The sequence below is a fragment of the Pseudomonas sp. FW305-28 genome, assembly GCF_017351395.1.
Classification (GTDB): domain Bacteria; phylum Pseudomonadota; class Gammaproteobacteria; order Pseudomonadales; family Pseudomonadaceae; genus Aquipseudomonas; species Aquipseudomonas fluorescens_AA.
Genome location: NZ_JACNDD010000043.1, coordinates 21,583 through 43,699 on the forward strand (window position 1 = coordinate 21,583; position 22,117 = coordinate 43,699).

The window sequence follows — 22,117 nt, forward strand, 5'->3', positions numbered from 1 at the left end:
TCCCCTTACCACTGCGGGCGATGGGCGCCCAGTTCTGCCGCTGGCAAGGTCCATTGCAACGGCGTCCCGGTGATTTTCAACGGCACCTGCAAGCGATGGGCTGGCCCCCATGGCGTTTGTTCGACCACCAGGCCCTGATCATCCTTGTCCTCGGCGCGCAATGGGGTCGGGTCCCCTGGGCCACGCTCGATCAACAGCTTCGCCGTGCGCGCCAGGGACAAGCGAGCCGAGCCGCCGTGCCCCCTCTCCAGGCGCCGGGTTAACAACACCAGGGCACTGGCCGCCATCAGGTAGCCGGTGCCGTGGTCCAGTGCCTGCACCGGCAGCGGTGTCGGTTTGTCAGTATGTTTCCAACCCATGCCGGCTTCGGCAATGCCGCTGCTCATCTGCACCAGGCTGTCGAAGCCACGGCGGTGCTGCCACGGGCCGCTCCAGCCATAGGCGTTGAGACTCACATCGATCAGCCCCGGGGCGATTTGCTGGCGTTGCTCGGCGCCATAGCCCAGGCGTTCGAGAGCGTCGGCGCGATAGCCATGCAGGAGGATGTCGGTGTCCTTGAGCAGCGCCTCGAACGCTGCGCGGTCGTCGGGCCGATGCAAGTCGAGGCGGGCGCAGCGTTTGCCCAGGGTGACTTCCGGGACCACGCCGGGTTCGTTCCAGGTCGGCGGGTCGATGCGCAGCACGTCGGCCCCCAGGCCTGCGAGGAAGCGGCTGGCGACGGGGCCGGCCAGCACGCGGGTCAGGTCCAACACCTTGAGGCCCGCCAGTGGCTGGGTCACGGAGCCGAGCCAGGGCTTGCGCTGTTCTGCAGTCGTTTCACTCAGATGCACCAGCGGTTCGGCATTCACCGCCATGCCTTGGGGATGGGCCTGCCAGGACTGCCACGAGCGCATCTCGGCGGCGCAACCGCCGGCGTCGACCACGGCCTGTTCCAGCTCGGCCTTGTTCCAACGGGCCACCCTCGCCGCCATGTCGGCGCGGTCGGTGCAGGTGCCGAGGACTTTTTCCGCGGCCAGGCGATGATGCGGTGCGTTGGTGTGCAGGCGAATCCAGCCGTCGGCGCAGGCGTAGTCACCGGCCACCGGGTCCCACATCGGCGGCACGCTCCAGCCGATGGGGCGAAGGGAAGTGGAGAACCAGAACGACGCCAGGCGCCGGTCGACCTCGACGGGCCGAAGGCGGCCGGTTTGCTGGTGGATGAGCGCGGCGGTCGCCTGGCCCGCCACGGCGATGCTGGCGCTGGCCAACTCCGTGACGGCGAAGGCCGAGGGCAGGGCGCCTTCGCCGCTGAAGGTGATTGGGGTCGTGGGCAAGCCGAGTGCGGTTTGCATGGACGTGAGCAGATCTGACATCGAAAGCCCTCCAGTACGAGAGGGCGATCATAGATCAAAAATCCGTTGGGGGCCGCTTTGCGGCCCAGCGGGAGCAAGCGCCCTCGCCACAAGTGTCCTGTGCCTGTTCCGGCCGCGACCAGATCCACAGGTTGCCCAGGCCCATACCCGCGAGCGCCAGGTAAACCGGCCAGCCGTGGTCGAGCATCACCAGCATCAGCCCGGCACACAGCAGCATGCTGACGGTGGCACCCACCTTGGTCCGGCGCGGGATGACCTTGCCATTGCGCCAGTTGTGCAGCATCGGCCCGAACAATCGATGGCTCTCCAGCCAGGCGCTCAGGCGCGGCGAGCTGCGGGTCGCGGCCCAGGCGGCCAGCAGGATGAATTCGGTGGTCGGCAGGCCGGGCACGACGATGGCGACCAGGCCGATGGCCAGGCTGGTGTAGGCGAGCAGGGCGAAGAGCAGTTGGGTGAGTTTGGAGGGCGTGCGGCTCATGTACTTCTATCCGACATGCACTTTACCTTGTGGGAGCGAGCTTGCTCGCGATAGCGGTGTATCAGGTGGCCAATAAGGTGGCTGAAAGTCCGCCATCGCGAGCAAGCTCGCTCCCACAGATCAAGCCGGCTCGGCCGCATAAGCCTGTTCCAGCAGTACGGTAAAGCGGTTGAAAGCATCCAGCGCGCCTTTATCCGCTTCGGCTTCCTGCTGTGCGGTGAAGGCCAGGCCGTCGAGGGTGCGGGTGAAGGTTTTCCAGCCTTCGGCGCGCCCGCCGGCAGGCTCCGCCAGGTGCCGGGCGCCGAAGGTTTCGCTCAGCCCCAGGCCCACGGCACGCTTGATCAGGAACGCGGCGCCGAGCTTGGAACCTTCGGAGACGAACAACCAGCCCAGGGCTTCGGCCTGGGTCGGTTTGTTCACCGCACCGGCCACCGGCGCGGGGACTTCGGTGTCCAGGTCGGCGAGATCCGCCTTGGCTGCGTCGGCCCGGCAACGGGCCGGCAGGTCGGGAATCAGGGCGGACAGCTCGGCGTCGTTGTACAGCGCCACCAGTTCCGACTGGAACAGGTACTGGGCGAGGACGAAACGGGCGAAGCTGGCCGGGGTTTCGAACGGGGCGTGGGCCTTGACCAGGGCGTCGAGCTTGCTGTGAGGCTCGTGGGTGATCTGGTTCAGGCGTTGGGAACGTGAAGCGGGACGTTGTGTGGTCATGAACAATTCCTTTGAATTAGATCGCTGTGGCGAGGGCTGTGGGAGCAAAGCTTGCTCGCGAAACAGGCGCCTCGATCTCTGAAAGACCGCATCGCCTTCATCGCGGGCAAGCCTTGCTCCCACATGACTCTCCTCGCCACAGGTGTTTGTGTTGCCTGGGAAATCGGGTCAGATATCCCAGATCAGGTTCACCGCGAAGTTACGCCCGGGCGCGGTCAGGCGATCGAGGTTGGCGGGGCTCAGCACGGCCGCTTCGCCGACGCTGTCGTAGCCGCGCACGTCATCCCACAGCCAGTATTTCTTGTCGGTGAGGTTGTAGAGGCCGCCACTGACGGTCACGTCGCGGGTCACCTTGTAGAAACCCGTCAGGTCGAGGATGCCGAAGCCTGGCGTCTTGAACTGGCTGCTCACGCCATCGGGCGAGTTGAAGTTGCTGTCGTCGACGCGGTCCTTTTTCTTGACCAGGGTCCAGCTGAGCAAGGTGCCGAACTGCTCCTGGTCGTAGCCCAGGCCAAACACGCCGGTGAGCGGGTTGACGCTGTTGAGCGGCTCGCCGGTGTCGTTGTTGCGACCGTAGGCGTAGGCCACCGAACCTTGGGTGTACAGGCCCTTTGGCGCGCCCAGCACGTCCAGGTCCAGGCGTCCCTTGATTTCGGCACCCTTGATGGTGGCGTGCTTGATGTTGTTGCTCTGGAAGGTCAACTGGTCGGCACCGGGGGTGATGGCGTCCTCGTTGATGAAGTCGCGGTACTTGTTGTAGAACACCGCCACGTCGAACGAGCCGGAGTCGAAGCGGCCGCGCAGGCCGGTCTCGTAGCCCTGGCTTTTTTCCGCTTCCAGGTCGGCGTTGGGCTCCACGCTATAGCCAGCGCCAGGGTTGTCGAAACGGCCATACAGGGCCTTGGCGGTCGGGGTGCGGAAACCCTCGGCGTACTGCCCGTACCAGGTGTACTGGTCGGTCAGGGCATAGGTCACGCCGAATTTCGGCGAGACGCGGTGCCAGGTCTTGTTCTTGTCGCTGACCTCACCACCACTGGTGGGGTCCACGGTGTTGAGGAATTCCTCGGTCAGGTGCGGCTTGAGCTGGGTGTAGTCGTAGCGCAGGCCAGGCGTGAAGGTCCATTTGTCCCAACTGATCTGGTCCTGGACGAACAGGGCGTAGCTGTTGATGGTCGGGTCCGGGAAGTCACTGGCTTTTGCCAGCACGTCCCGGGTGCTGATGGCGCCCACCGCAGAGCAACCGACACCCACCGCCAGGCACACGCCATTGCCGCTGCGCGAGCCGGTGACTTTCTGTTGCTTGATCGTGGTGCCGTAGGTCAGCGCGTGATCGGTGTCGGCGATGCTGAAGGCCTTGTCCAGTTGCGCATCGAAGACCCACTGCTTTTCTTCGTAGAGGGTATCCCGGGTGCGCAGGACCTGGCGGGTGATCGGGAAATAGAACTCGGCGGTGCTCTGGTCGGTCTTGGCGACCTGGTGATTCAGGCTCCACTTGATGTGATCGGCCAGCAAGCTGTCGAGGGCGAAGCTGTGCTCCAGGCCGAAACGCTCGCGGGTGATGGTGTCGTTGCCGGTGCGCCACTGGTACATGCCGCCGGGCAGTACAAAGTCGGGGATCGCCGGCTGGCCGTTGGCGTAGGGGCCGCCGTAGGCGCTTTTCAGGTCGCTGTCGCGGTCGTCCTTGTACTTCTCGTAGACCAGGCCAAGGCGTGCGTCATCGCTGTAGTTCCAGCCGAGCTTGGCCAGCACGTTGTTGGCGCGCACGTCTTCCGGGTTGGCGGCGGTGCGGTCCAGGCCGGTGCCGTTGTGGCTGCCGTAGGATTCGGTTTCGTGACCGTCGCGCTGGCTGTAGTGCAGCAGGCCATCGAATGGGCCGCTGCGGCCGGCGACGGTGGCGGACTTGAGCCAGCTCTCGTCGGCGGAGCTGTAGCCGGTCTTCAGGCGGGCGCCAACGTCCTGGCCGGGCTTGATGATGTCGTCCGGATCGAGGGTGAAGTAGCTGACGGCACCGCCAATGGCATTGCTGCCGTACAGCACCGAGGCCGGACCGCGGAGGATTTCCACGCGCTTGATGATTTCCGGGTCGACGTAATTGCGCTGGGTCTTGGCGTAGGGGCCGTTGAAGAAACCGCCGGGTACTTCCACGCCGTCGACCTGGGTCAGGATCCGGTTGCCGTCGATGCCGCGAATGTTATAGCCGCTGATGCCGCCGCGCTGGCCCGCACCGCCCACCGACACGCCCGGTTCATAGCGCACCAGGTCCTTGAGGGTATTGACGTTGTTGCGGTCCAGTTCCTGGCGGTCGTGGACGGTGACCGTGCTGGGTACGCTGGTGATGTCCTGTTCCTGGCGGGTGGCGCTGATGGTCACCTGTTGCAGCTCCATCGCGCTGCCGCTGCTGCGCTTTTCCAGCACGATGCTGTTGTCGCCCAGCTTGCGGTAGCCCAGCTGGGTCCCCACCAACAGGCGCTCCAGGGCTTTTTCAGGCGGCAGCGAGCCGTTCACCCCTGGCGAGGCGACGCCTTCGGCCAGTTCCGCCGGCATGCCGACTTGCCAGCCGGTGACCGCGGTGAATGCATTCAAGGCCGAGACCAGTGGCTGTCGGGCGATGGCAAAGGTGTAGTCGCCCATGTTGCGGGCAGGGGGTTGTACGGCGGTGGCAGCCAGGGCGAGCGGCGCAGTGCCGGCCATCAGGATGGCGGCGGTGAGCAATGACAGCGTGCAAGAGGGGGCAAGAAACCGGCAAGTAAGGCGAGAGGACATCGATAGCGCTCCGTGTCGCATCTGTTATAGGTGCAGATCGCATCGCTGGATGCGAATCAATTGCATTGGCTATAACGAGACGAACCAGCGGAGCCTATCGAGTAAAAATAATTCTCATTTAGTTCAAGATCACCAGCGCTGGGAATTCCTGAAGCCGCGCCGAGGTGATATGGGCCAGGGAGCGGACCACGTCCAGCGGCTGATCGAGGCGGTAATTGCCGGTCACCGCGACATTGGCCAGCTGTTCGTTACTGTTGATGATCCAGCCGGGGTAGTAGCGGCGCAGCTCGGCCAGTACTTGGCTCAGCGGCCGGTTCTCGAACACCAGCCGACCCTGGACCCAGGCCAGGTCGGTGTTGGCATCGAGACGGGCCGGGCGGTCGAAGCCATTGGGGCCGATGCGGATACTCTCCCCGGCCGACAGCCGCACATGGGTGTCGTTGCGGTTGGCCCGCAGATCCACATCGCCGCGCTGCACCTGGACTTGGGCCACGCCGTCGAGGTAACGCACGGCGAACGTGGTGTCGCTGACGCTGGCGGTGACCGGGCCGGCGTCGATTTCCAGCGGCAGGGTACGGTTGCCCGGGACTTCGAAGAAGGCCTCGCCCTTGTACAAGCGGGCCACGTACCGTTGTTCGTTGAACGTGCTGGAGAACGCCGAGTCGGTGTTGAGCAGGACCTTGGAGCCGTCTTCCAATTGCAGGCGCTGGCGCTCACCGACCACGGTCAGGTGATCGGCCTGCAAGCGCAGGGGCAGGTCGCTGAAGTTGAACAGGCCGAGAAACAACACGGCGGCGGTGGCCAGGGGTTTCCAGTGGGCACGCAGGCGCGACAGCGCGGTGACCTTGGGCGCGGTTTCAAGTCGACGGGCACTGGCCATCACCTGTGGGCCATTCCAGATCGCGTGGGCCCGGGCGAAGGCCTCGCCATGACGTGGATCGGCCGCCAGCCAGGCCTGGAACTGCCGCGTCTGTTCCTCGCTGGGGCTGTCCAGCAGGATCAGCCAGTCCAGCGCCTGCTCCATGGCATGGGCGGTTTCCGGCGTCGGCGCAGGAGAAGGGGAGTTGTCCGTCACGGTGGGTTCTCGTATTAGCGGCCAGCACAAGCTACAAGCCGCAGGCAGTAGGAGGCAAGCCTGTGCGCAACGTGAAACTATAGACTGCGTTCAGCCACACCCACACAGATCGCCATGATCAGTTTCAGTTCCTTTTGCACCGTGCTCAGGGACACGCTCAGCCGTTCGGCGATTTCCTGGTAACTGTGGCCATGCAGGCGGTTGAGGATGAAGATCTGCCGTTGTCGCGGGCTCAGGGCCTGCAGGCTGACATTCAGGCGCTCGAGCAGTTGCTGGGCATGGGCGGCGTCCTCGGCGCTGCTCTGGGGGGCGACGACGTTTTGGACGACTTCCAGCGGCACGTCATCCAGCAGGGTTCGGGCCTGGATGCGCCGGGCACGCAAATGGTCCAGCGCCAGGTTGCGGGCGGTCTGGAAAACAAAGGGTTCGAGGTGCTCGACCGTGTGTTCGGCCAGTGCACGGGTGACACGCAGGTAGGTTTCCTGAAGCAGGTCTTCGGCGGTACTGGGGTTGCTGACCATGCGCTCGAGGGTGCGCAGCAGCGGCGTGCGCTGGGCGAGGAAGACGTGATGAAAGCGCGATTGACTCACGGTAGGGCCCGATCCGGTTCGAGTGGATGATAATGCTTATCATCTACGTTGCGGGTCAAGCCTTGATTCATTTCACGAGTGTGAACCCTTGTGGGAGCGAGCTTGCTCGCGATGATGGCGTGTCAGTCGCCATCGATGTTGGCTGATACACCGCTATCGCGAGCAAGCTCGCTCCCACAGAAAGGCTCAATACTGCCGTGTCAGTTATTCGGCGTTACACAACGCCAGGCAGTTATCCAGCATGCGGTTGGAGAAACCCCATTCGTTGTCATACCAGGCCAGTACCTTGAGCAGCTTGCCGCTGGCCTTGGTGTGGTTGGCGTCGAAGATCGACGACAGCGGGTTGTGGTTGAAATCGCTGGAGACCAGCGGCAGGGTGTTGTAGCCGAGGATCTTCGAATGCTGGCTGGCCTGGCGCAGCAGTTCGTTGACTTCCTCGGCCGACGCTTCGCGCTTGAGCTGCACGGTGAGGTCCACCAGCGAGACGTTGATCACCGGTACGCGCACCGCCATGCCGGTCAGCTTGCCGGCCAGTTCCGGCAGCACCAGGCCCACCGCTTCGGCGGCGCCGGTCTTGCTCGGGATCATGTTCTGCGTGGCCGAGCGAGCACGGTACGGGTCGCTGTGGTAGACGTCGGTCAGGTTCTGGTCGTTGGTGTAGGCATGGATGGTGGTCATCAGGCCGCTTTCGATGCCCAGCTCGCGGTGCAGCACCTGGGCCACCGGGGCCAGGCAGTTGGTGGTGCACGAAGCGTTGGAGATGATCTGGTGGGACTGGCGCAGGATGTCGTGGTTCACGCCATACACGACGGTGGCATCGGCGCCCTTGGCCGGGGCCGAAATGATCACCTTGCGGGCGCCGGCGCTGATATGGGCGGCGGCCTTGGCGCGGTCGGTGAACAGACCGGTGCATTCGAACACGACGTCGATCTTCTCGGCCGCCCAAGGCAGTTCGGCCGGGTTGCGGATGGCGCTGACCGAGATGCGGTCGCCATTGACCGTCAGGCTTTCGTGATCGTGCTGGACGTCGGCGTCGAAGGTGCCATGCACGGTGTCGAACTTGAGCAGATGGGCATTGATTGCACTGTCGCCCAGGTCGTTGATGGCGACGATCTGCAGGTCGCGACGATAGCCTTGGGTATACAGTGCACGGAGGACGTTGCGGCCGATGCGGCCAAAACCATTGATTGCGATTCGAAGAGTCATTAACTGCGCCGCCGTCGATTTGTTGTTGGAATTACAAGATTATTCGCATAAAAATAGAAAACAAGCCTTTTTAGTGGCAATATTTTGTTTTATCTACAACGAGTGACCTGAATCAACTGGTCCGAATGGTCAAAAATCGTCTGTCGCCTCGCCTTCCACACAGCGCGCAGCGGGCTTTTGACCAGCATAGACAATCAGGTCGCCACACCCGTTAGCCTGGAGTTCTACACATGCATCCCCGCGTTCTTGAGGTCACCGAACGGCTTATCGCCCGCAGCCGCGCCACGCGTCAGGCTTACCTTGCATTGATCCGTGATGCCGCCAGCGACGGTCCGATGCGCGGCAAGCTGCAGTGCGCCAACTTCGCTCACGGCGTGGCCGGTTGCGGCACCGAAGACAAACACCACCTGCGGATGATGAACGCCGCCAACATCGCCATCGTGTCGTCCTATAACGACATGCTCTCGGCCCACCAGCCCTACGAAACCTTCCCGGAACAAATCAAGAAAGCCCTGCGCGAGATTGGCTCGGTCGGCCAGTTCGCCGGAGGCACGCCGGCGATGTGCGACGGCGTGACCCAGGGCGAGGCGGGGATGGAACTGAGCCTGCCGAGCCGCGAAGTGATCGCGCTCTCCACGGCGGTGGCGCTGTCCCACAACATGTTCGACGGTGCGCTGATGCTCGGCATCTGCGACAAGATCGTCCCGGGCCTGATGATGGGCGCGCTGCGCTTCGGTCACTTGCCGACGATCTTCGTGCCAGGCGGGCCGATGGTCTCGGGCATTTCCAACAAGGAAAAAGCCGACGTGCGCCAGCGCTACGCCGAAGGCAAGGCCACCCGCGAAGAGCTGCTGGAATCGGAGATGAAGTCCTACCACAGCCCCGGCACCTGTACCTTCTACGGCACCGCCAACACCAACCAGTTGTTGATGGAAGTGATGGGCCTGCACTTGCCGGGCGCCTCGTTCGTCAACCCGAACACGCCGCTGCGCGATGCCCTGACCCGTGAAGCGGCGTTCCAGGTGACGCGCATGACCAAGCAAAGCGGCAATTTCATGCCCATCGGCGAAATCGTCGACGAGCGCTCGCTGGTCAATTCCATCGTTGCGCTGCACGCCACCGGCGGTTCCACCAACCACACCCTGCACATGCCGGCCATCGCCATGGCAGCGGGTATCCAGTTGACCTGGCAAGACATGGCCGACCTCTCCGAGGTGGTGCCGACCCTGAGCCACGTCTACCCGAACGGCAAGGCCGACATCAACCACTTCCAGGCTGCCGGCGGCATGTCGTTCCTGATCCGTGAGTTGCTGGAAGCCGGCTTGCTGCATGAAAACGTCAACACCGTGCTCGGCCACGGCCTGAGCCGCTACACCCAGGAACCGTTCCTGGAGGATGGCGAGTTGGTATGGCGCGACGGCCCGATCGAAAGTCTCGACGAAAACATCCTGCGCCCGGTGGCCCGCGCCTTCTCGCCAGAAGGTGGGTTGCGCGTGATGGAAGGCAATCTGGGCCGTGGGGTGATGAAGGTCTCGGCCGTGGCCCTGGAAAACCAGATTGTCGAAGCCCCGGCCATGGTCTTCCAGGACCAGCAGGACCTGGCAGACGCGTTCAAGGCCGGCCTGCTGGAAAAGGATTTTGTCGCGGTGATGCGCTTCCAGGGCCCGCGCTCCAACGGCATGCCGGAGCTGCACAAGATGACGCCATTCCTGGGTGTGTTGCAGGACCGTGGCTTCAAAGTGGCGCTGGTGACCGACGGGCGCATGTCCGGCGCGTCGGGGAAAATCCCGGCGGCCATTCATGTCAGCCCCGAAGCTTATGTCGGTGGTGCGTTGGCCCGGGTGCAGGAGGGCGATATCATCCGTGTCGATGGCGTCAAAGGCACCTTGGAATTGAAGGTGGACGCCGAGGAATTCGCCGCGCGCACGCCGGCCAAGGGCCTGTTGGGCAACAACATCGGCACCGGTCGCGAGCTGTTCGGTTTCATGCGCATGGCCTTCAGCTCGGCGGAGCAGGGCGCCAGCGCCTTCACATCTGCCCTGGAGACGCTTAATTGAAACTGGCTTTGGTCGGTGACATCGGTGGGACCAACGCACGCTTCGCGCTGTGGAAAAACCACACCCTGGAAAACATCCAGGTGTTGGCAACGGCGGATTACGCCTGCCCGGAAGATGCCATCCAGGTGTACCTGAGCGGTCTGGGCCTGAAACCGGGCGCCATCGGTTCGGTGTGCCTGTCGGTGGCCGGTCCCGTGAGCGGCGATGAGTTTCGCTTTACCAACAATCACTGGCGCCTGAGCAATCTGGCGTTCTGCAAGACCCTGCAGGTGGAGAAGCTGTTGCTGGTCAACGACTTCTCGGCCATGGCCTTGGGCATGACCTGCTTGCGTCCCGATGAGTACCGGGTCGTGTGCGAAGGCACCCCGGAGCCGATGCGTCCGGCGGTGGTGATCGGGCCGGGCACCGGGCTGGGCGTCGGCACGCTGCTGGACCTGGGTGAGGGCCGTTTCGCCGCGTTGCCGGGGGAGGGCGGCCATGTCGACCTGCCCATGAGCAGCCCGCGGGAAACCCAGCTGTGGCAGCACATCTACAACGAGATCGGCCACGTCAGCGCCGAAACCGCCTTGAGCGGCAGCGGTTTGCCTCGGGTGTACCGGGCCATTTGCGCAGTGGACGGCCATGTGCCGGTACTCGACACCCCCGAATCCATCACCGCGGCCGGCCTGGCCGGCGACCCCATCGCCCTGGAAGTGCTCGAGCAGTTCTGCCGCTGGCTGGGGCGCGTGGCCGGCAACAACGTGTTGACCCTGGGCGGACGCGGCGGCGTCTACATCGTCGGTGGCGTGGTCCCGCGTTTTGCCGATTTCTTCCTCGAAAGCGGTTTCGCCCGCTGCTTCGCCGACAAGGGTTGCATGAGCGATTACTTCAAGGGCATTCCGGTCTGGCTGGTGACCGCACCCTACTCCGGCCTGATGGGCGCGGGCGTGGCGTTGGAGCAATCCGCCGCCGCCTAAGGTTCGATAGGTACCCCACCCCTGTGGGAGCGAGCTTGCTCGCGATGATGGAGTGGCAGTCGCCGTTGAGGTTGACTGTTGCACCGCTATCGCGAGCAAGCTCGCTCCCACAGAGTTTTTGTGGTGTGTTTGTAGGCCTTGTCCATCAGGCATAATCGCCCCAATCCAAACAACAAGGACGAGGCCCGTGAGTTCAGTAAACAAATCGATTTTGTTGGTCGACGACGACCAGGAGATTCGCGAACTGCTGGACACCTACCTCAGCCGTGCGGGGTTCCAGGTGCGTACCACGCCCGACGGCGCCGGGTTTCGCCAGGCGTTTAACGATGCGCCGAGCGACCTGGTGATCCTCGATGTGATGCTGCCCGATGAAGACGGCTTCAGCCTTTGCCGCTGGGTTCGCCAGCACCCACGCCAGGCCCATGTGCCGATCATCATGCTCACCGCCAGTTCCGACGAGGCCGACCGGGTCATCGGCCTTGAGCTGGGCGCCGATGATTACCTGGGCAAACCGTTCAGCCCGCGTGAGTTGCAGGCGCGCATCAAGGCGCTGCTGCGCCGGGCGCAATTCGGCCAGGAACGCTCCGGCGGTGAAGTGCTGGCCTTCGATGAATGGCGGCTGGACATGGTCAGCCATCGGCTGTTCCACACCGACGGTGAAGAAGTGATTCTCTCCGGCGCCGACTTCGCCCTGCTCAAGCTGTTTCTCGATCATCCCCAGGAAATCCTCGACCGCGACACCATCGGCAATGCGACCCGTGGTCGTGAGTTGATGCCCCTGGACCGGATCGTCGACATGGCGGTCAGTCGCCTGCGCCAGCGCCTGCGTGACACCGACAAACCACCGCGGCTGATTCGCACGGTGCGTGGCAGCGGTTATCAACTGGCGGCCAGCGTGGTTGCCAGCAATGGGCATTGACTGGATCAGGAAAATCGCCCGGCGGGTACCGGTACCGCGCTCGTTGCTGGGCCGCATGCTACTGCTGACCTTGCTGGTGGTGTTGTTCGCCCAGACCCTGTCCAGCCTGATCTGGGTCTCGCAACTGCGCGCCACCCAGCTCGAAGGCCTGGTCACCAGCGCCCGTAGCCTGGCCCATTCGATGACCGCCAGCGTCAGTTACTTGCGTTCGCTGCCGGTGGCGTACCGGCCATTGGTGCTGGACCAACTGCGCAGCATGGGCGGTACGCGGTTCGTCGTCACCCTCAACGACAAGCCCCTGGGCATGGACGTGCTGCCGGTGACGCCGCGCAAGCAGGCGGTGCTCAAGGCCGTGGATGAAGTGCTGCGTCGCTCCTTGGGCACTAACGCCGACATCTCGGTGACGTTTGTCAGCCCCGACGACCTGCGGATTTTCAATGCCGGGCTCAAGCTCGATGAACTGCCTCGTTCGTGGGCCCACTATGCCCTGACGCTGGAACCGGTGAATCCGCCGGTGCTGGTCACGCAGATCCAGATGGCGCCGGGGGAATGGCTGTACATCGCCTCGTTGCTGCCCGAACCCTACACCAGCCTCGAAGAACAAGACCTGCCCAAGCAACAGGTCGGTTTCATCGTGCTCACCAGCAGCCTGTTGTTGCTGTTCATCGGTTTGCTGGTGCATTGGCAAAGCCGGCCCCTCAAGCGTCTGGCCCGGGCCGCGCGCGACATGTCCCTGGGGGCCGAAGTGGAACCGGTGGCCGAGGGCGGTGGCAGCGAAGTGGTGGAAGTGGGGCGAGCGTTCAATGCCATGCGCGAACGCATCAGCCGTTACCTGACGGAGCGCAGCCAGTTGTTCAGCGCGATTTCCCACGACTTGCGCACACCGATCACTCGATTGCGGCTGCGGGTCGAGCTGCTGGAGGACGAAAACCTGCAAGCCAAGTTCGGCCGTGACCTGGATGAGCTGGAGCTGCTGGTCAAAGGCGCGCTGCAATGCGTCAAGGACACCGACATCCACGAAAACATCGAGCCGGTGGACCTCAACCATGTGCTCGATTGCCTGGTGGAGCCTTACCTGGCACCCAACGGCAACGGCCGGGTGACCCAGGATGGTCGGGCGCTGGCGCCGTATCCCGGCAAGCCGCTGGCCCTCAAGCGCTGCATCGGCAACCTGATCGACAATGCCTTGAAATACGGACAGAACGCCCACCTGCACATCGATGACGATGAAACCGCGTTCATCCTGCACGTCGACGACGAAGGGCCGGGTGTGCCGGAGCAGCGCCTGGAGCAAGTCTTCGAACCGCACTTCCGCCTCGCCGGGCAACAGCAGGGCTATGGCCTGGGCCTGGGCATAGCCCGCAATATCGCCCACAGCCATGGGGGGGAGGTGAGCCTGCAAAACCTGCGTGAGGGTGGGTTGCGGGTGACCTTGCAGTTGCCTCGCAGTGTGGATTGATCAGACCGCGTCATCGTTCATCGCGAGCGAGCTCGCTCCCACACTGGATCTTCGGCGTTCACAAAACCCCTGTGGGAGCGAGCTTGCTCGCGATGGCGCCATTCGTCTCAACCCATCTCTCCCAGTCAAATGTCACGAGTCAGTGACATAACTCGCCCCTTTCGTTACCTGCCACCCGCCATCCCTTGTTTAGACTCCCTGCGTCAAAACAACAAAAAAGGTACCCCGATGGACACCTTCCAACCGGCCTTCAGCAGTTGGCTGAATGCCCCTGCCCACCAGCAATGGCTTGCCGCCGAAGGCTTGCGGCTGCTGGCGTTCGCCAAGGCCTCGAAGCTGCCGGACGGCTTTGGCAACCTGGATGAGCTTGGGCGCCTGCCGGCCGATGCCCGGGCCGAAACCATGAACACCGCGCGCATGACCCACAGCTTCGCCATGGCTCACATCCAGGGCCTGCCGGGTTTTGCCGAGTTGGTGGACCACGGCATCCAGGCACTCAATGGCCGTTTGCGCGACGCCGAGCACGGTGGCTGGTTCGCCACGACGCGGCCTGATGAAGACGGTGCTGGCAAGGCGGCCTACCTGCATGCATTCGTTGCCCTGGCGGCCAGTTCCGCGGTGGTGGCCCAGCGTCCTGGCGCTGCGGCGTTGCTGGACGAAGCGGTGCGGATCATCGATGAGCATTTCTGGTGTGAGGAGGAGGGCGCGTTGCGCGAATCCTTCAACCGCGACTGGAGCGAGGAAGAGTCCTATCGCGGCGCCAACAGCAACATGCACGCCACCGAAGCCTTCCTGGCCCTGGCCGATGCCACCGACGATCCTCGTTGGCTGGTTCGTGCCCTGCGTATCGTCGAGCGGGTGATCCACGGCCATGCCGCCGCCAACGACTATCTGGTGGTGGAGCATTTCGACCGTCACTGGCAGCCGCTGCGCGAATACAACCAGGACAATCCTGCCGATGGTTTCCGCCCCTATGGCACCACCCCCGGCCACGGTTTCGAATGGGCGCGGCTGCTGCTGCACCTTGAAGCCGCACGGGTCCAGATCGGCATGCTGACCCCAGGGTGGCTGGCCCAGGACGCGCAAAAACTCTTCGACCAGAACTGCCGCCATGGCTGGGACGTCGATGGCGCGCCGGGCATTGTCTACACCCTGGACTGGGACAACCGCGCGGTGGTTCGTCACCGCCTGCATTGGGTTCACGCCGAAGCGGCGGCCGCTGCCAGCGCCTTGCTCAAGCGCACCGACGAGGCGAAGTACGAAGCCTGGTACCGGTGCTTCTGGGAATTCTGCGACAAACATTTCATCGATCGCTGCAACGGCAGCTGGCATCACGAACTCGATCCGCAAAACCGTCCCAGCGCCGATATCTGGCCGGGCAAGCCGGACTTGTATCACGCCTGGCAGGCGGTCCTGATCCCGCGCCTGCCCCTGGCACCGAGCATGGCGTCAGCCCTGGCGCGGTTATCCAGCCCAGCGCCTGTGTAACCATGTCGTGACATTTGCACGTCCCTTCGTTACCTGCGAAGGGATTCCCTCTGATTAGAATCCATGCAGCGCAAGCACCAGACTTGCATGCATAACAACAAGAAAGGTAATTCTAGATGAATGCGATTTCTCGCCTCGCTACTGTCATTTCTCTTGCTTCCCTGCTTCCCGTCGCAGCCTTCCCTGTCACTACCCTTGCCGCCGAATCCAAAGGTTCCGTGGAAGTCGTCCACTGGTGGACGTCGGGTGGTGAAAAAGCCGCGGTCGATGTGCTCAAGGCCCAGGTAGAGAAAGACGGCTTTACCTGGAAGGACGGCGCTGTCGCCGGTGGTGGCGGTTCCACTGCCATGACCGTGCTCAAGAGCCGTGCCGTGGCCGGCAACCCACCGGGTGTCGCCCAGATCAAGGGCCCGGACATCCAGGAATGGGCGTCCACCGGGCTGCTCGACACCGACATCCTCAAGGACGTTGCCAAGGCCGAGAAGTGGGACAGCCTGCTCGACAAGAAAGTCTCCGATACCGTGAAGTACGACGGTGACTACGTTGCCGTGCCGGTGAACATCCACCGCGTCAACTGGCTGTGGATCAACCCGGAAGTCTTCAAGAAAGCCGGTATCACCAAGAACCCAACCACCCTCGAAGAATTCTACGCGGCCGGCGACAAGCTCAAGGCTGCGGGCTTCATTCCGCTCGCCCACGGTGGCCAGCCTTGGCAGGACAGCACCGTGTTCGAAGCCGTGGTGCTCTCGGTGATGGGTGCAGATGGCTACAAGAAGGCCCTGGTCGACCTGGACAACAAGGCCCTGACCGGTCCGGAAATGGTCAAGGCACTGACCGAACTCAAGAAAGTCGCGACCTACATGGACGCCGACGGCAAGGGCCAGGACTGGAACCTGGAAGCGGCCAAGGTCATCAACGGCAAGGCCGGCATGCAGATCATGGGTGACTGGGCCAAGAGCGAGTGGACCGCGGCGAAGAAAGTCGCCGGCAAGGACTACGAGTGCGTGGCCTTCCCGGGCACCGACAAGGCCTTCACCTACAACATCGACTCCCTGGCGGTGTTCAAGCAGAAGGACGCGGGCACCGCGGCCGGCCAGCAGGATATCGCCAAGGTCGTGCTGGGTGAGAACTTCCAGAAAGTCTTCAGCATCAACAAAGGCTCGATCCCGGTGCGCAACGACATGCTGGGCGACATGGCCAAGTACGGTTTCGATTCCTGCGCCCAGACCGCGGCCAAGGACTTCCTGACGGACGCCAAGTCCGGCGGCCTGCAACCGAGCATGGCGCACAACATGGCGACCACGCTGGCGGTACAGGGTGCGTTCTTTGACGTGGTGACCAACTACATCAACGACCCGAAAGCCGACCCGGCCGATGCTGCCAAGAAACTGGGCGCAGCGGTTCAGTCTGCCAAGTAATTTGCGCCGCGGTCCCTTGTGGGAACGAGCCTGTGGGAGCAAAGCTTGCTCGCGATGAACGATAACGCGGTCATTAGAAAGACCGAGGCGCCTTCATCGCGAGCACGCTCAGCTCCCACACAAGCTCGCTCCCACAAAGGGATGCCCTTGTAACCTTGTTTTGGATCTTCCCATGAGTTCTGTCGCTGTGTTCAGCAAGGCCTCGCCGTTCGATGCATTACAGCGTTGGCTCCCGAAACTGGTGCTGGCGCCGAGCATGTTCATCGTTCTGGTGGGCTTCTATGGCTATATCTTGTGGACCTTCGTCCTGTCGTTCACCACCTCGACGTTCTTGCCGAACTACAAATGGGCCGGCCTGGCGCAATACGCCCGGCTGATGGACAACGACCGCTGGTGGGTGGCGAGCAAGAACCTGGTGCTCTTTGGTGGCATGTTCATCGGCATCACCCTGGTGATCGGCGTGCTGCTGGCGGTGTTTCTCGACCAGCGCATTCGTCGCGAAGGTTTCATCCGCACCATTTACCTGTACCCGATGGCGCTCTCGATGATCGTCACCGGTACGGCCTGGAAATGGCTGCTCAACCCGGGCATGGGCCTGGACAAATTGTTGCGTGACTGGGGTTGGGAAGGCTTCCGCCTGGACTGGCTGATCGACCCGGACCGCGTGGTGTACTGCCTGGTGATCGCGGCGGTGTGGCAGGCCTCGGGCTTCATCATGGCGATGTTCCTGGCCGGCCTGCGGGGTGTCGATCAATCGATCATCCGTGCCGCGCAGATCGATGGCGCGAGCATGCCGCGCATCTACTGGAAAGTGGTGCTGCCGAGCCTGCGCCCGGTGTTCTTCAGCGCCGTGATGATCCTGGCGCACATCGCGATCAAGAGCTTCGACCTGGTGGCGGCGATGACGGCCGGTGGCCCGGGTTATTCCTCCGACCTGCCAGCGATGTTCATGTATTCCTTCACCTTCAGTCGCGGCCAGATGGGCATGGGCTCGGCCAGCGCAATCCTGATGCTCGGTGCGATCCTCGCAATCATCGTGCCTTACCTGTACTCCGAGCTGAGGACCAAGCGTCATGACTAGTCTCGCTGCCAAACCTTCCATCAGCCTGAGTCGCATCGCGATCTACGCGGTGCTGATCCTCGCCGTACTGCTTTACCTGGTGCCATTGGTGGTCATGTTGCTGACCAGCTTCAAGACGCCGGAAGACATCAGCACCGGCAACCTGCTGAGCTGGCCGACCGTGGTCAGCGGCATCGGCTGGGTCAAGGCCTGGGCCACGGTGGACGGCTACTTCTGGAACTCGATCAAGATCACCGTCCCGGCGGTGCTGATCTCTACCGCCATCGGTGCCTTGAACGGCTACGTGTTGTCGATGTGGCGCTTTCGCGGTTCGCAGTTGTTCTTCGGCCTGTTGCTGTTCGGGTGCTTCCTGCCGTTCCAGACTGTGCTGCTGCCGGCCTCGTTCACCCTCGGCAAGATGGGCCTGGCCAGCACCACCACGGGCCTGGTGTTCGTGCACGTGGTCTACGGCCTGGCGTTCACCACACTGTTCTTCCGTAACTACTACGTGAGCATTCCCGATGCACTGGTGAAGGCGGCGCGACTGGACGGTGCGGGTTTCTTCACCATCTTTCGGCGGATCATCCTGCCGATGTCCACCCCGATCATCATGGTGTGCCTGATCTGGCAGTTCACGCAGATCTGGAACGACTTCCTGTTCGGCGTGGTGTTCTCCAGCGGTGATTCGCAGCCCATCACAGTGGCGCTGAACAACTTGGTCAACACCAGTACCGGGGCCAAGGAATACAACGTGGACATGGCGGCGGCGATGATCGCCGGGCTGCCGACCCTGCTGGTCTATGTGGTCGCAGGCAAGTATTTCGTGCGCGGCCTGACGGCCGGCGCAGTCAAGGGGTAATCATGGCAACGCTTGAACTTCGCAATGTAAACAAGACCTATGGTGCCGGCCTGCCGGACACCCTGAAGAACATCGAGTTGTCGATCAAGGACGGTGAGTTCCTGATCCTCGTCGGACCTTCGGGCTGCGGCAAGTCGACGCTGATGAACTGCATCGCCGGCCTCGAGACCATTACCGGCGGCGCGATCATGATCGGTGACCAGGATGTCAGCGGCATGAGCCCGAAGGATCGTGACATCGCCATGGTGTTCCAGTCCTACGCGCTGTACCCGACCATGAGCGTGCGCGAGAACATCGAGTTCGGCCTGAAAATCCGCAAGATGAACCAGTCGGCCATCGACGAAGAAGTCAACCGCGTGGCCAAGCTGCTGCAGATCGAGCACCTGCTCAATCGCAAGCCCGGCCAGCTTTCCGGCGGCCAACAACAGCGCGTGGCCATGGGCCGGGCGCTGGCGCGGCGGCCGAAGATCTACCTGTTCGACGAACCGCTGTCCAACCTCGACGCCAAGCTGCGGGTCGAGATGCGCACTGAAATGAAACTGATGCACCAGCGCCTGAAGACCACCACGGTCTACGTGACCCACGACCAGATCGAAGCCATGACCCTGGGCGACAAAGTGGCGGTGATGAAGGACGGGATCATCCAGCAATTCGGCACCCCGAAAGACATCTACACCAACCCGGCCAACCTGTTCGTGGCGAGCTTCATCGGTTCGCCGCCGATGAACTTCATCCCGCTGCGCCTGCAACGCAAGGACGGTCGCCTGCTGGCGCTGCTAGACAGCGGCCAGGCCCGTTGCGAACTGCCGATGGGCATGCAGGACGCCGGCCTGGAAGACCGCGAAGTGATCCTGGGCATGCGCCCGGAGCAGATCATGCTGGCGGGCAGCGAGCCCAATGGCTTGCCGACCATTCGCGCCGAAGTGCAGGTCACCGAGCCTACCGGGCCGGACACCCTGGTGTTCGTCAGCCTCAACGACACCAAGGTTTGCTGCCGCCTGGCACCCGACGTGGCGCCGCAAGTCGGGGAGACCCTGACGCTGCAATTCGATCCATCGAAAGTGCTGCTGTTCGATGCCCAGTCCGGCGAACGCCTGGGCGTGGCCGGTCAGCCGCAAACAGATGCCCGGACTGCAAACGTAGCGCAGTTCAAGGGGCGGTGAAGAATAAGTGTGGGAACAGGTTTGCTCCCACAGGAAAGGAGTATGCGGTGGATGGGGACATTCGCCGCAATCGTTGTAAACCGCGTTAGATAAAAACAGTTAATAACAATAAATAAAGACGAGGATGTAGGGATGAAAAAGAAAAACAACGCCCAGCTTATCTGCCAGTTGTCAGCCGTTGCGGCGATGATGCTGGCCGGTAGCGCACACGCAGCCGACGCGTTCAGCGCCGACTCGAGGTGGATGACGGGCGATTGGGGCGGTGAGCGGACCAAGCTGATCGAGCAAGGTATCGATATCAAGGCTGACTTTGTCGGGGAGATGGGTGCCAACCTCCACGGCGGCTACAACGATGACAAGACCGCGCGCTGGTCCCAGCAGTTTGGCCTGGGCGTCGCGCTCGATCTGGAGAAGCTGGCAGGCTGGGGCGATACGGAAGCCAAGATCCAGTTCACCCGGCGTGACGGTCGCAACATCTCCAACGATCGTATCGGTGATCCACGTGCCGGTACCCTCAGTTCTTCCCAGGAAGTCTGGGGCCGTGGGCAAACCACTCGTCTGACCCAGTTGTGGATCAAACAGAAGTACTTCGACAGCAAACTGGATGTCAAAGCCGGTTACTTCGGTGAGGGCGAAGACTTCAACACCTTCCCGTGCGAGTTCCAGAACCTGGCGTTCTGCGGTTCACAAGCGGGTAACTGGGCGACCGGCATCTGGTACAACTGGCCGATCATGCAGGCGGCGATTCGCGTCAAGTACAACCTCACGCCTGAGCTCTATGTGCAAATCGGTGCATACAACCAGAACCCTTCGCAACTGGAAAACAAGAACCGCTACAAGCTCAGCGGCAGCGGTACCAAGGGTACCCTCATTCCCGTCGAGCTGGTCTGGTCACCCACCATCAATAGCCTGCCGGGCGAGTACCGTGTCGGTTACTACAAAAGTACGGCCAAGGCCGATGACGTCCGTGAGGACGACAATGGCAACGACGCCGCGACCACCGGCAACGCCTATCGCAGCCACAGCAGCAAGGACGGCTACTGGTTCGTCGCGCAACAACAACTCACTACCCACAACGGTGATGCTTCGCGCGGCCTGAACATCGCGGCCAACGCCACCTTCCATGACAAGGAAACCAACGTCGTCGACAACTACCAGTCGCTGATGTTCGTGTACAAGGGACCATTCGATGCGCGTCCAAAAGACGATGTCGGCATCGGTTTCTCCCGTATCCATGTCAACGAAGATGTGAAGAAAAACTCTGAACTGGTCAACGCCGCCAATGGCGTCAGCGACTACGATAATCCGCTGTTCGCGCCGTTGCGTGACACCGAGTACAACTACGAGGTCAACTACGGTTTCCACGTGACCAACTGGCTGACCGTGCGTCCGAACCTGCAGTACATCACTCACCCAGGTGGTGTTGATGAAGTCGACAACGCGCTGGTGGCCGGCCTGAAAATTCAGTCGGTGTTCTAACGCTGTTGCGATAAGCTCCTCTCTATGTGCGCATATTTGCGGACGGCCAAGGCTGTCCGCTTTTTTTTGGGGAGCACGTTGGGGTGCATGGGGAGCCTGTGGCGAGGGAGCTGTGGGAGCAAAGCTTGCTCGCGACACAGGCGCCTCGGTTCCAGGGCAAACCGCGTCAGCTTCGTCGCGGGCAAGCCTTGCTCCCACAGCAAGCTCCCTCGCCACAAAAAAGAAGAGTCGTACACAGTTGAGTATTGAATGACTTCCAGGACCGCGGCCCATGCATGAGCATCCGCTACAACGCTTTTTCAGATCCTTGCGCGAACGCCCGGTATTTGCGTGGGAGCGCTATCGGCAACGCGATGTGTTGGTGATCGATCACCCGTTGTGCCAGGCGGTGTTCAGTCGCCAGGGCGCGCAGTTGCTGCACTTCCAGCCCCGAGGCCAGAAGCCCTGGTTGTGGTGCGCGGCCAAATGGCCACACGTCGGTGCGATCCGTGGCGGAGTACCGGTGTGCTGGCCATGGTATGGCCGTCATCCCAGCGAAAACGCCTGGCCGTCCCATGGTTGGGCGCGGTTGATCGATTGGAAGCTGCTCGACAGCCGCAGTGATGAAGACGGTGTGTATCTGCACTGGCAACTGCAATTGTGCGACTGGCAAGTGGACTTGTACGCCGACCTGGGTGAGCGCATGGAACTGCGCTTGAGCACCGAGCACCAGGACAGCCTGCCGTGCCAGTTGAGCCAGGCCTTGCACGCCTATTGGCGTATCGGTGACGTCGGTGAGGTAGCGCTGTCTGGGCTTGAAGGTGCCCAGGGTTATGACCAGTTGAGCCGTGCGGTTTGCCAGCAGGAAGGCGAGTTGCGGGTCGAGGGCGGCTGCCAGCGGGTGTTCCAGCATGAGGGTGAATTGCAGCTCAAGGATCATGCCTGGCAGCGCGAATTGCGCATCGACACCGGCGACAGTGCCGACACCGTGGTCTGGCATCCCGGCACGCGGCCGTTGCTGGGGGTGAGTTGGGATGAGGTCAGCGAATTCGTCTGTGTCGAAGCGGCCAGTGGCGGTACCGACAGCCTGTGCCTGGCGCCGGGG

Annotated in this window: 18 protein-coding genes; 11 read left to right on the plus strand and 7 right to left on the minus strand. The window is 62.6% G+C overall.

What is annotated here, in order from left to right; translation table 11 throughout:
* Nucleotides 1–5 precede the first annotated feature (5 nt).
* The 7 genes from J4E53_RS12310 to gap all read right to left on the minus strand — a co-directional run bounded on the left by J4E53_RS12310 (nt 6) and on the right by gap (nt 8,175).
* The gene (locus tag J4E53_RS12310) at nt 6–1,352 is read right to left on the minus strand and encodes a CoA transferase (RefSeq protein ID WP_103308801.1); all 1,347 of its coding nucleotides are present in this window, start codon (nt 1,350–1,352) and stop codon (nt 6–8) included.
* A 34-nt stretch (nt 1,353–1,386) separates the two neighbouring features.
* Nucleotides 1,387–1,830, minus strand: a complete 444-nt coding sequence (locus J4E53_RS12315; protein WP_103308802.1) for a YbaN family protein — start codon at nt 1,828–1,830, stop codon at nt 1,387–1,389.
* 120 nt (nt 1,831–1,950) lie between these two features.
* The gene (locus J4E53_RS12320) at nt 1,951–2,541 is read right to left on the minus strand and encodes a biliverdin-producing heme oxygenase (protein ID WP_103308803.1); all 591 of its coding nucleotides are present in this window, start codon (nt 2,539–2,541) and stop codon (nt 1,951–1,953) included.
* 168 nt (nt 2,542–2,709) lie between these two features.
* Complete coding sequence (locus J4E53_RS12325; protein WP_103308804.1) at nt 2,710–5,304, minus strand: TonB-dependent receptor; 2,595 nt, start codon at nt 5,302–5,304, stop codon at nt 2,710–2,712.
* 118 nt (nt 5,305–5,422) lie between these two features.
* On the minus strand, nt 5,423–6,328 hold the full coding sequence (locus J4E53_RS12330; RefSeq protein ID WP_103308805.1) for a FecR domain-containing protein: 906 nt from the start codon (nt 6,326–6,328) through the stop codon (nt 5,423–5,425).
* 128 nt (nt 6,329–6,456) lie between these two features.
* A complete protein-coding gene (locus J4E53_RS12335) occupies nt 6,457–6,969 on the minus strand; it encodes an RNA polymerase sigma factor (protein WP_103308806.1) in 513 nt (170 codons plus the stop codon).
* Nucleotides 6,970–7,173: 204 nt separating this feature from the next.
* Nucleotides 7,174–8,175: a type I glyceraldehyde-3-phosphate dehydrogenase gene (gene gap, locus J4E53_RS12340; RefSeq protein ID WP_047228368.1), complete on the minus strand. Its 1,002-nt coding sequence runs from the start codon at nt 8,173–8,175 to the stop codon at nt 7,174–7,176.
* A 230-nt stretch (nt 8,176–8,405) separates the two neighbouring features.
* On the opposite strand from gap, the gene edd reads away from it, so the two are divergent.
* The 11 genes from edd to J4E53_RS12395 all read left to right on the plus strand — a co-directional run.
* On the plus strand, nt 8,406–10,232 hold the full coding sequence (edd, locus tag J4E53_RS12345) for a phosphogluconate dehydratase (protein WP_060738875.1): 1,827 nt from the start codon (nt 8,406–8,408) through the stop codon (nt 10,230–10,232).
* Nucleotides 10,229–11,188 carry a glucokinase gene (locus J4E53_RS12350; protein WP_103308807.1) on the plus strand — a complete coding sequence of 320 codons (960 nt, stop codon included), beginning with the start codon at nt 10,229–10,231 and terminating at the stop codon, nt 11,186–11,188. The genes edd and J4E53_RS12350 overlap by 4 nt, the downstream gene beginning before the upstream one ends.
* A 187-nt stretch (nt 11,189–11,375) precedes the next feature.
* Nucleotides 11,376–12,107, plus strand: a complete 732-nt coding sequence (locus tag J4E53_RS12355) for a response regulator (RefSeq protein ID WP_060738873.1) — start codon at nt 11,376–11,378, stop codon at nt 12,105–12,107.
* Nucleotides 12,097–13,566: an ATP-binding protein gene (locus tag J4E53_RS12360; protein WP_103308808.1), complete on the plus strand. Its 1,470-nt coding sequence runs from the start codon at nt 12,097–12,099 to the stop codon at nt 13,564–13,566. Before J4E53_RS12355 ends, J4E53_RS12360 begins: the two co-directional genes overlap by 11 nt.
* Nucleotides 13,567–13,794: 228 nt before the next feature.
* Nucleotides 13,795–15,054 carry an AGE family epimerase/isomerase gene (locus J4E53_RS12365; protein ID WP_103308809.1) on the plus strand — a complete coding sequence of 420 codons (1,260 nt, stop codon included), beginning with the start codon at nt 13,795–13,797 and terminating at the stop codon, nt 15,052–15,054.
* A gap of 116 nt (nt 15,055–15,170) precedes the next feature.
* A complete protein-coding gene (locus tag J4E53_RS12370; protein ID WP_060738870.1) occupies nt 15,171–16,472 on the plus strand; it encodes an ABC transporter substrate-binding protein in 1,302 nt (433 codons plus the stop codon).
* A 172-nt stretch (nt 16,473–16,644) separates the two neighbouring features.
* Nucleotides 16,645–17,553, plus strand: a complete 909-nt coding sequence (locus J4E53_RS12375; RefSeq protein ID WP_060738869.1) for a carbohydrate ABC transporter permease — start codon at nt 16,645–16,647, stop codon at nt 17,551–17,553.
* A complete protein-coding gene (locus tag J4E53_RS12380) occupies nt 17,546–18,391 on the plus strand; it encodes a carbohydrate ABC transporter permease (protein ID WP_003198539.1) in 846 nt (281 codons plus the stop codon). The genes J4E53_RS12375 and J4E53_RS12380 overlap by 8 nt, the downstream gene beginning before the upstream one ends.
* 2 nt (nt 18,392–18,393) lie before the next feature.
* Nucleotides 18,394–19,554 (plus strand): ABC transporter ATP-binding protein, encoded by a 1,161-nt coding sequence (locus J4E53_RS12385; RefSeq protein ID WP_060738868.1) that lies wholly within the window; start codon nt 18,394–18,396, stop codon nt 19,552–19,554.
* A 132-nt stretch (nt 19,555–19,686) separates the two neighbouring features.
* Complete coding sequence (locus tag J4E53_RS12390; RefSeq protein WP_103308810.1) at nt 19,687–21,033, plus strand: carbohydrate porin; 1,347 nt, start codon at nt 19,687–19,689, stop codon at nt 21,031–21,033.
* Nucleotides 21,034–21,304: 271 nt separating this feature from the next.
* On the plus strand, nt 21,305–22,117 hold an 813-nt coding region (locus J4E53_RS12395; protein WP_207268146.1), incomplete at its 3' end, for a D-hexose-6-phosphate mutarotase.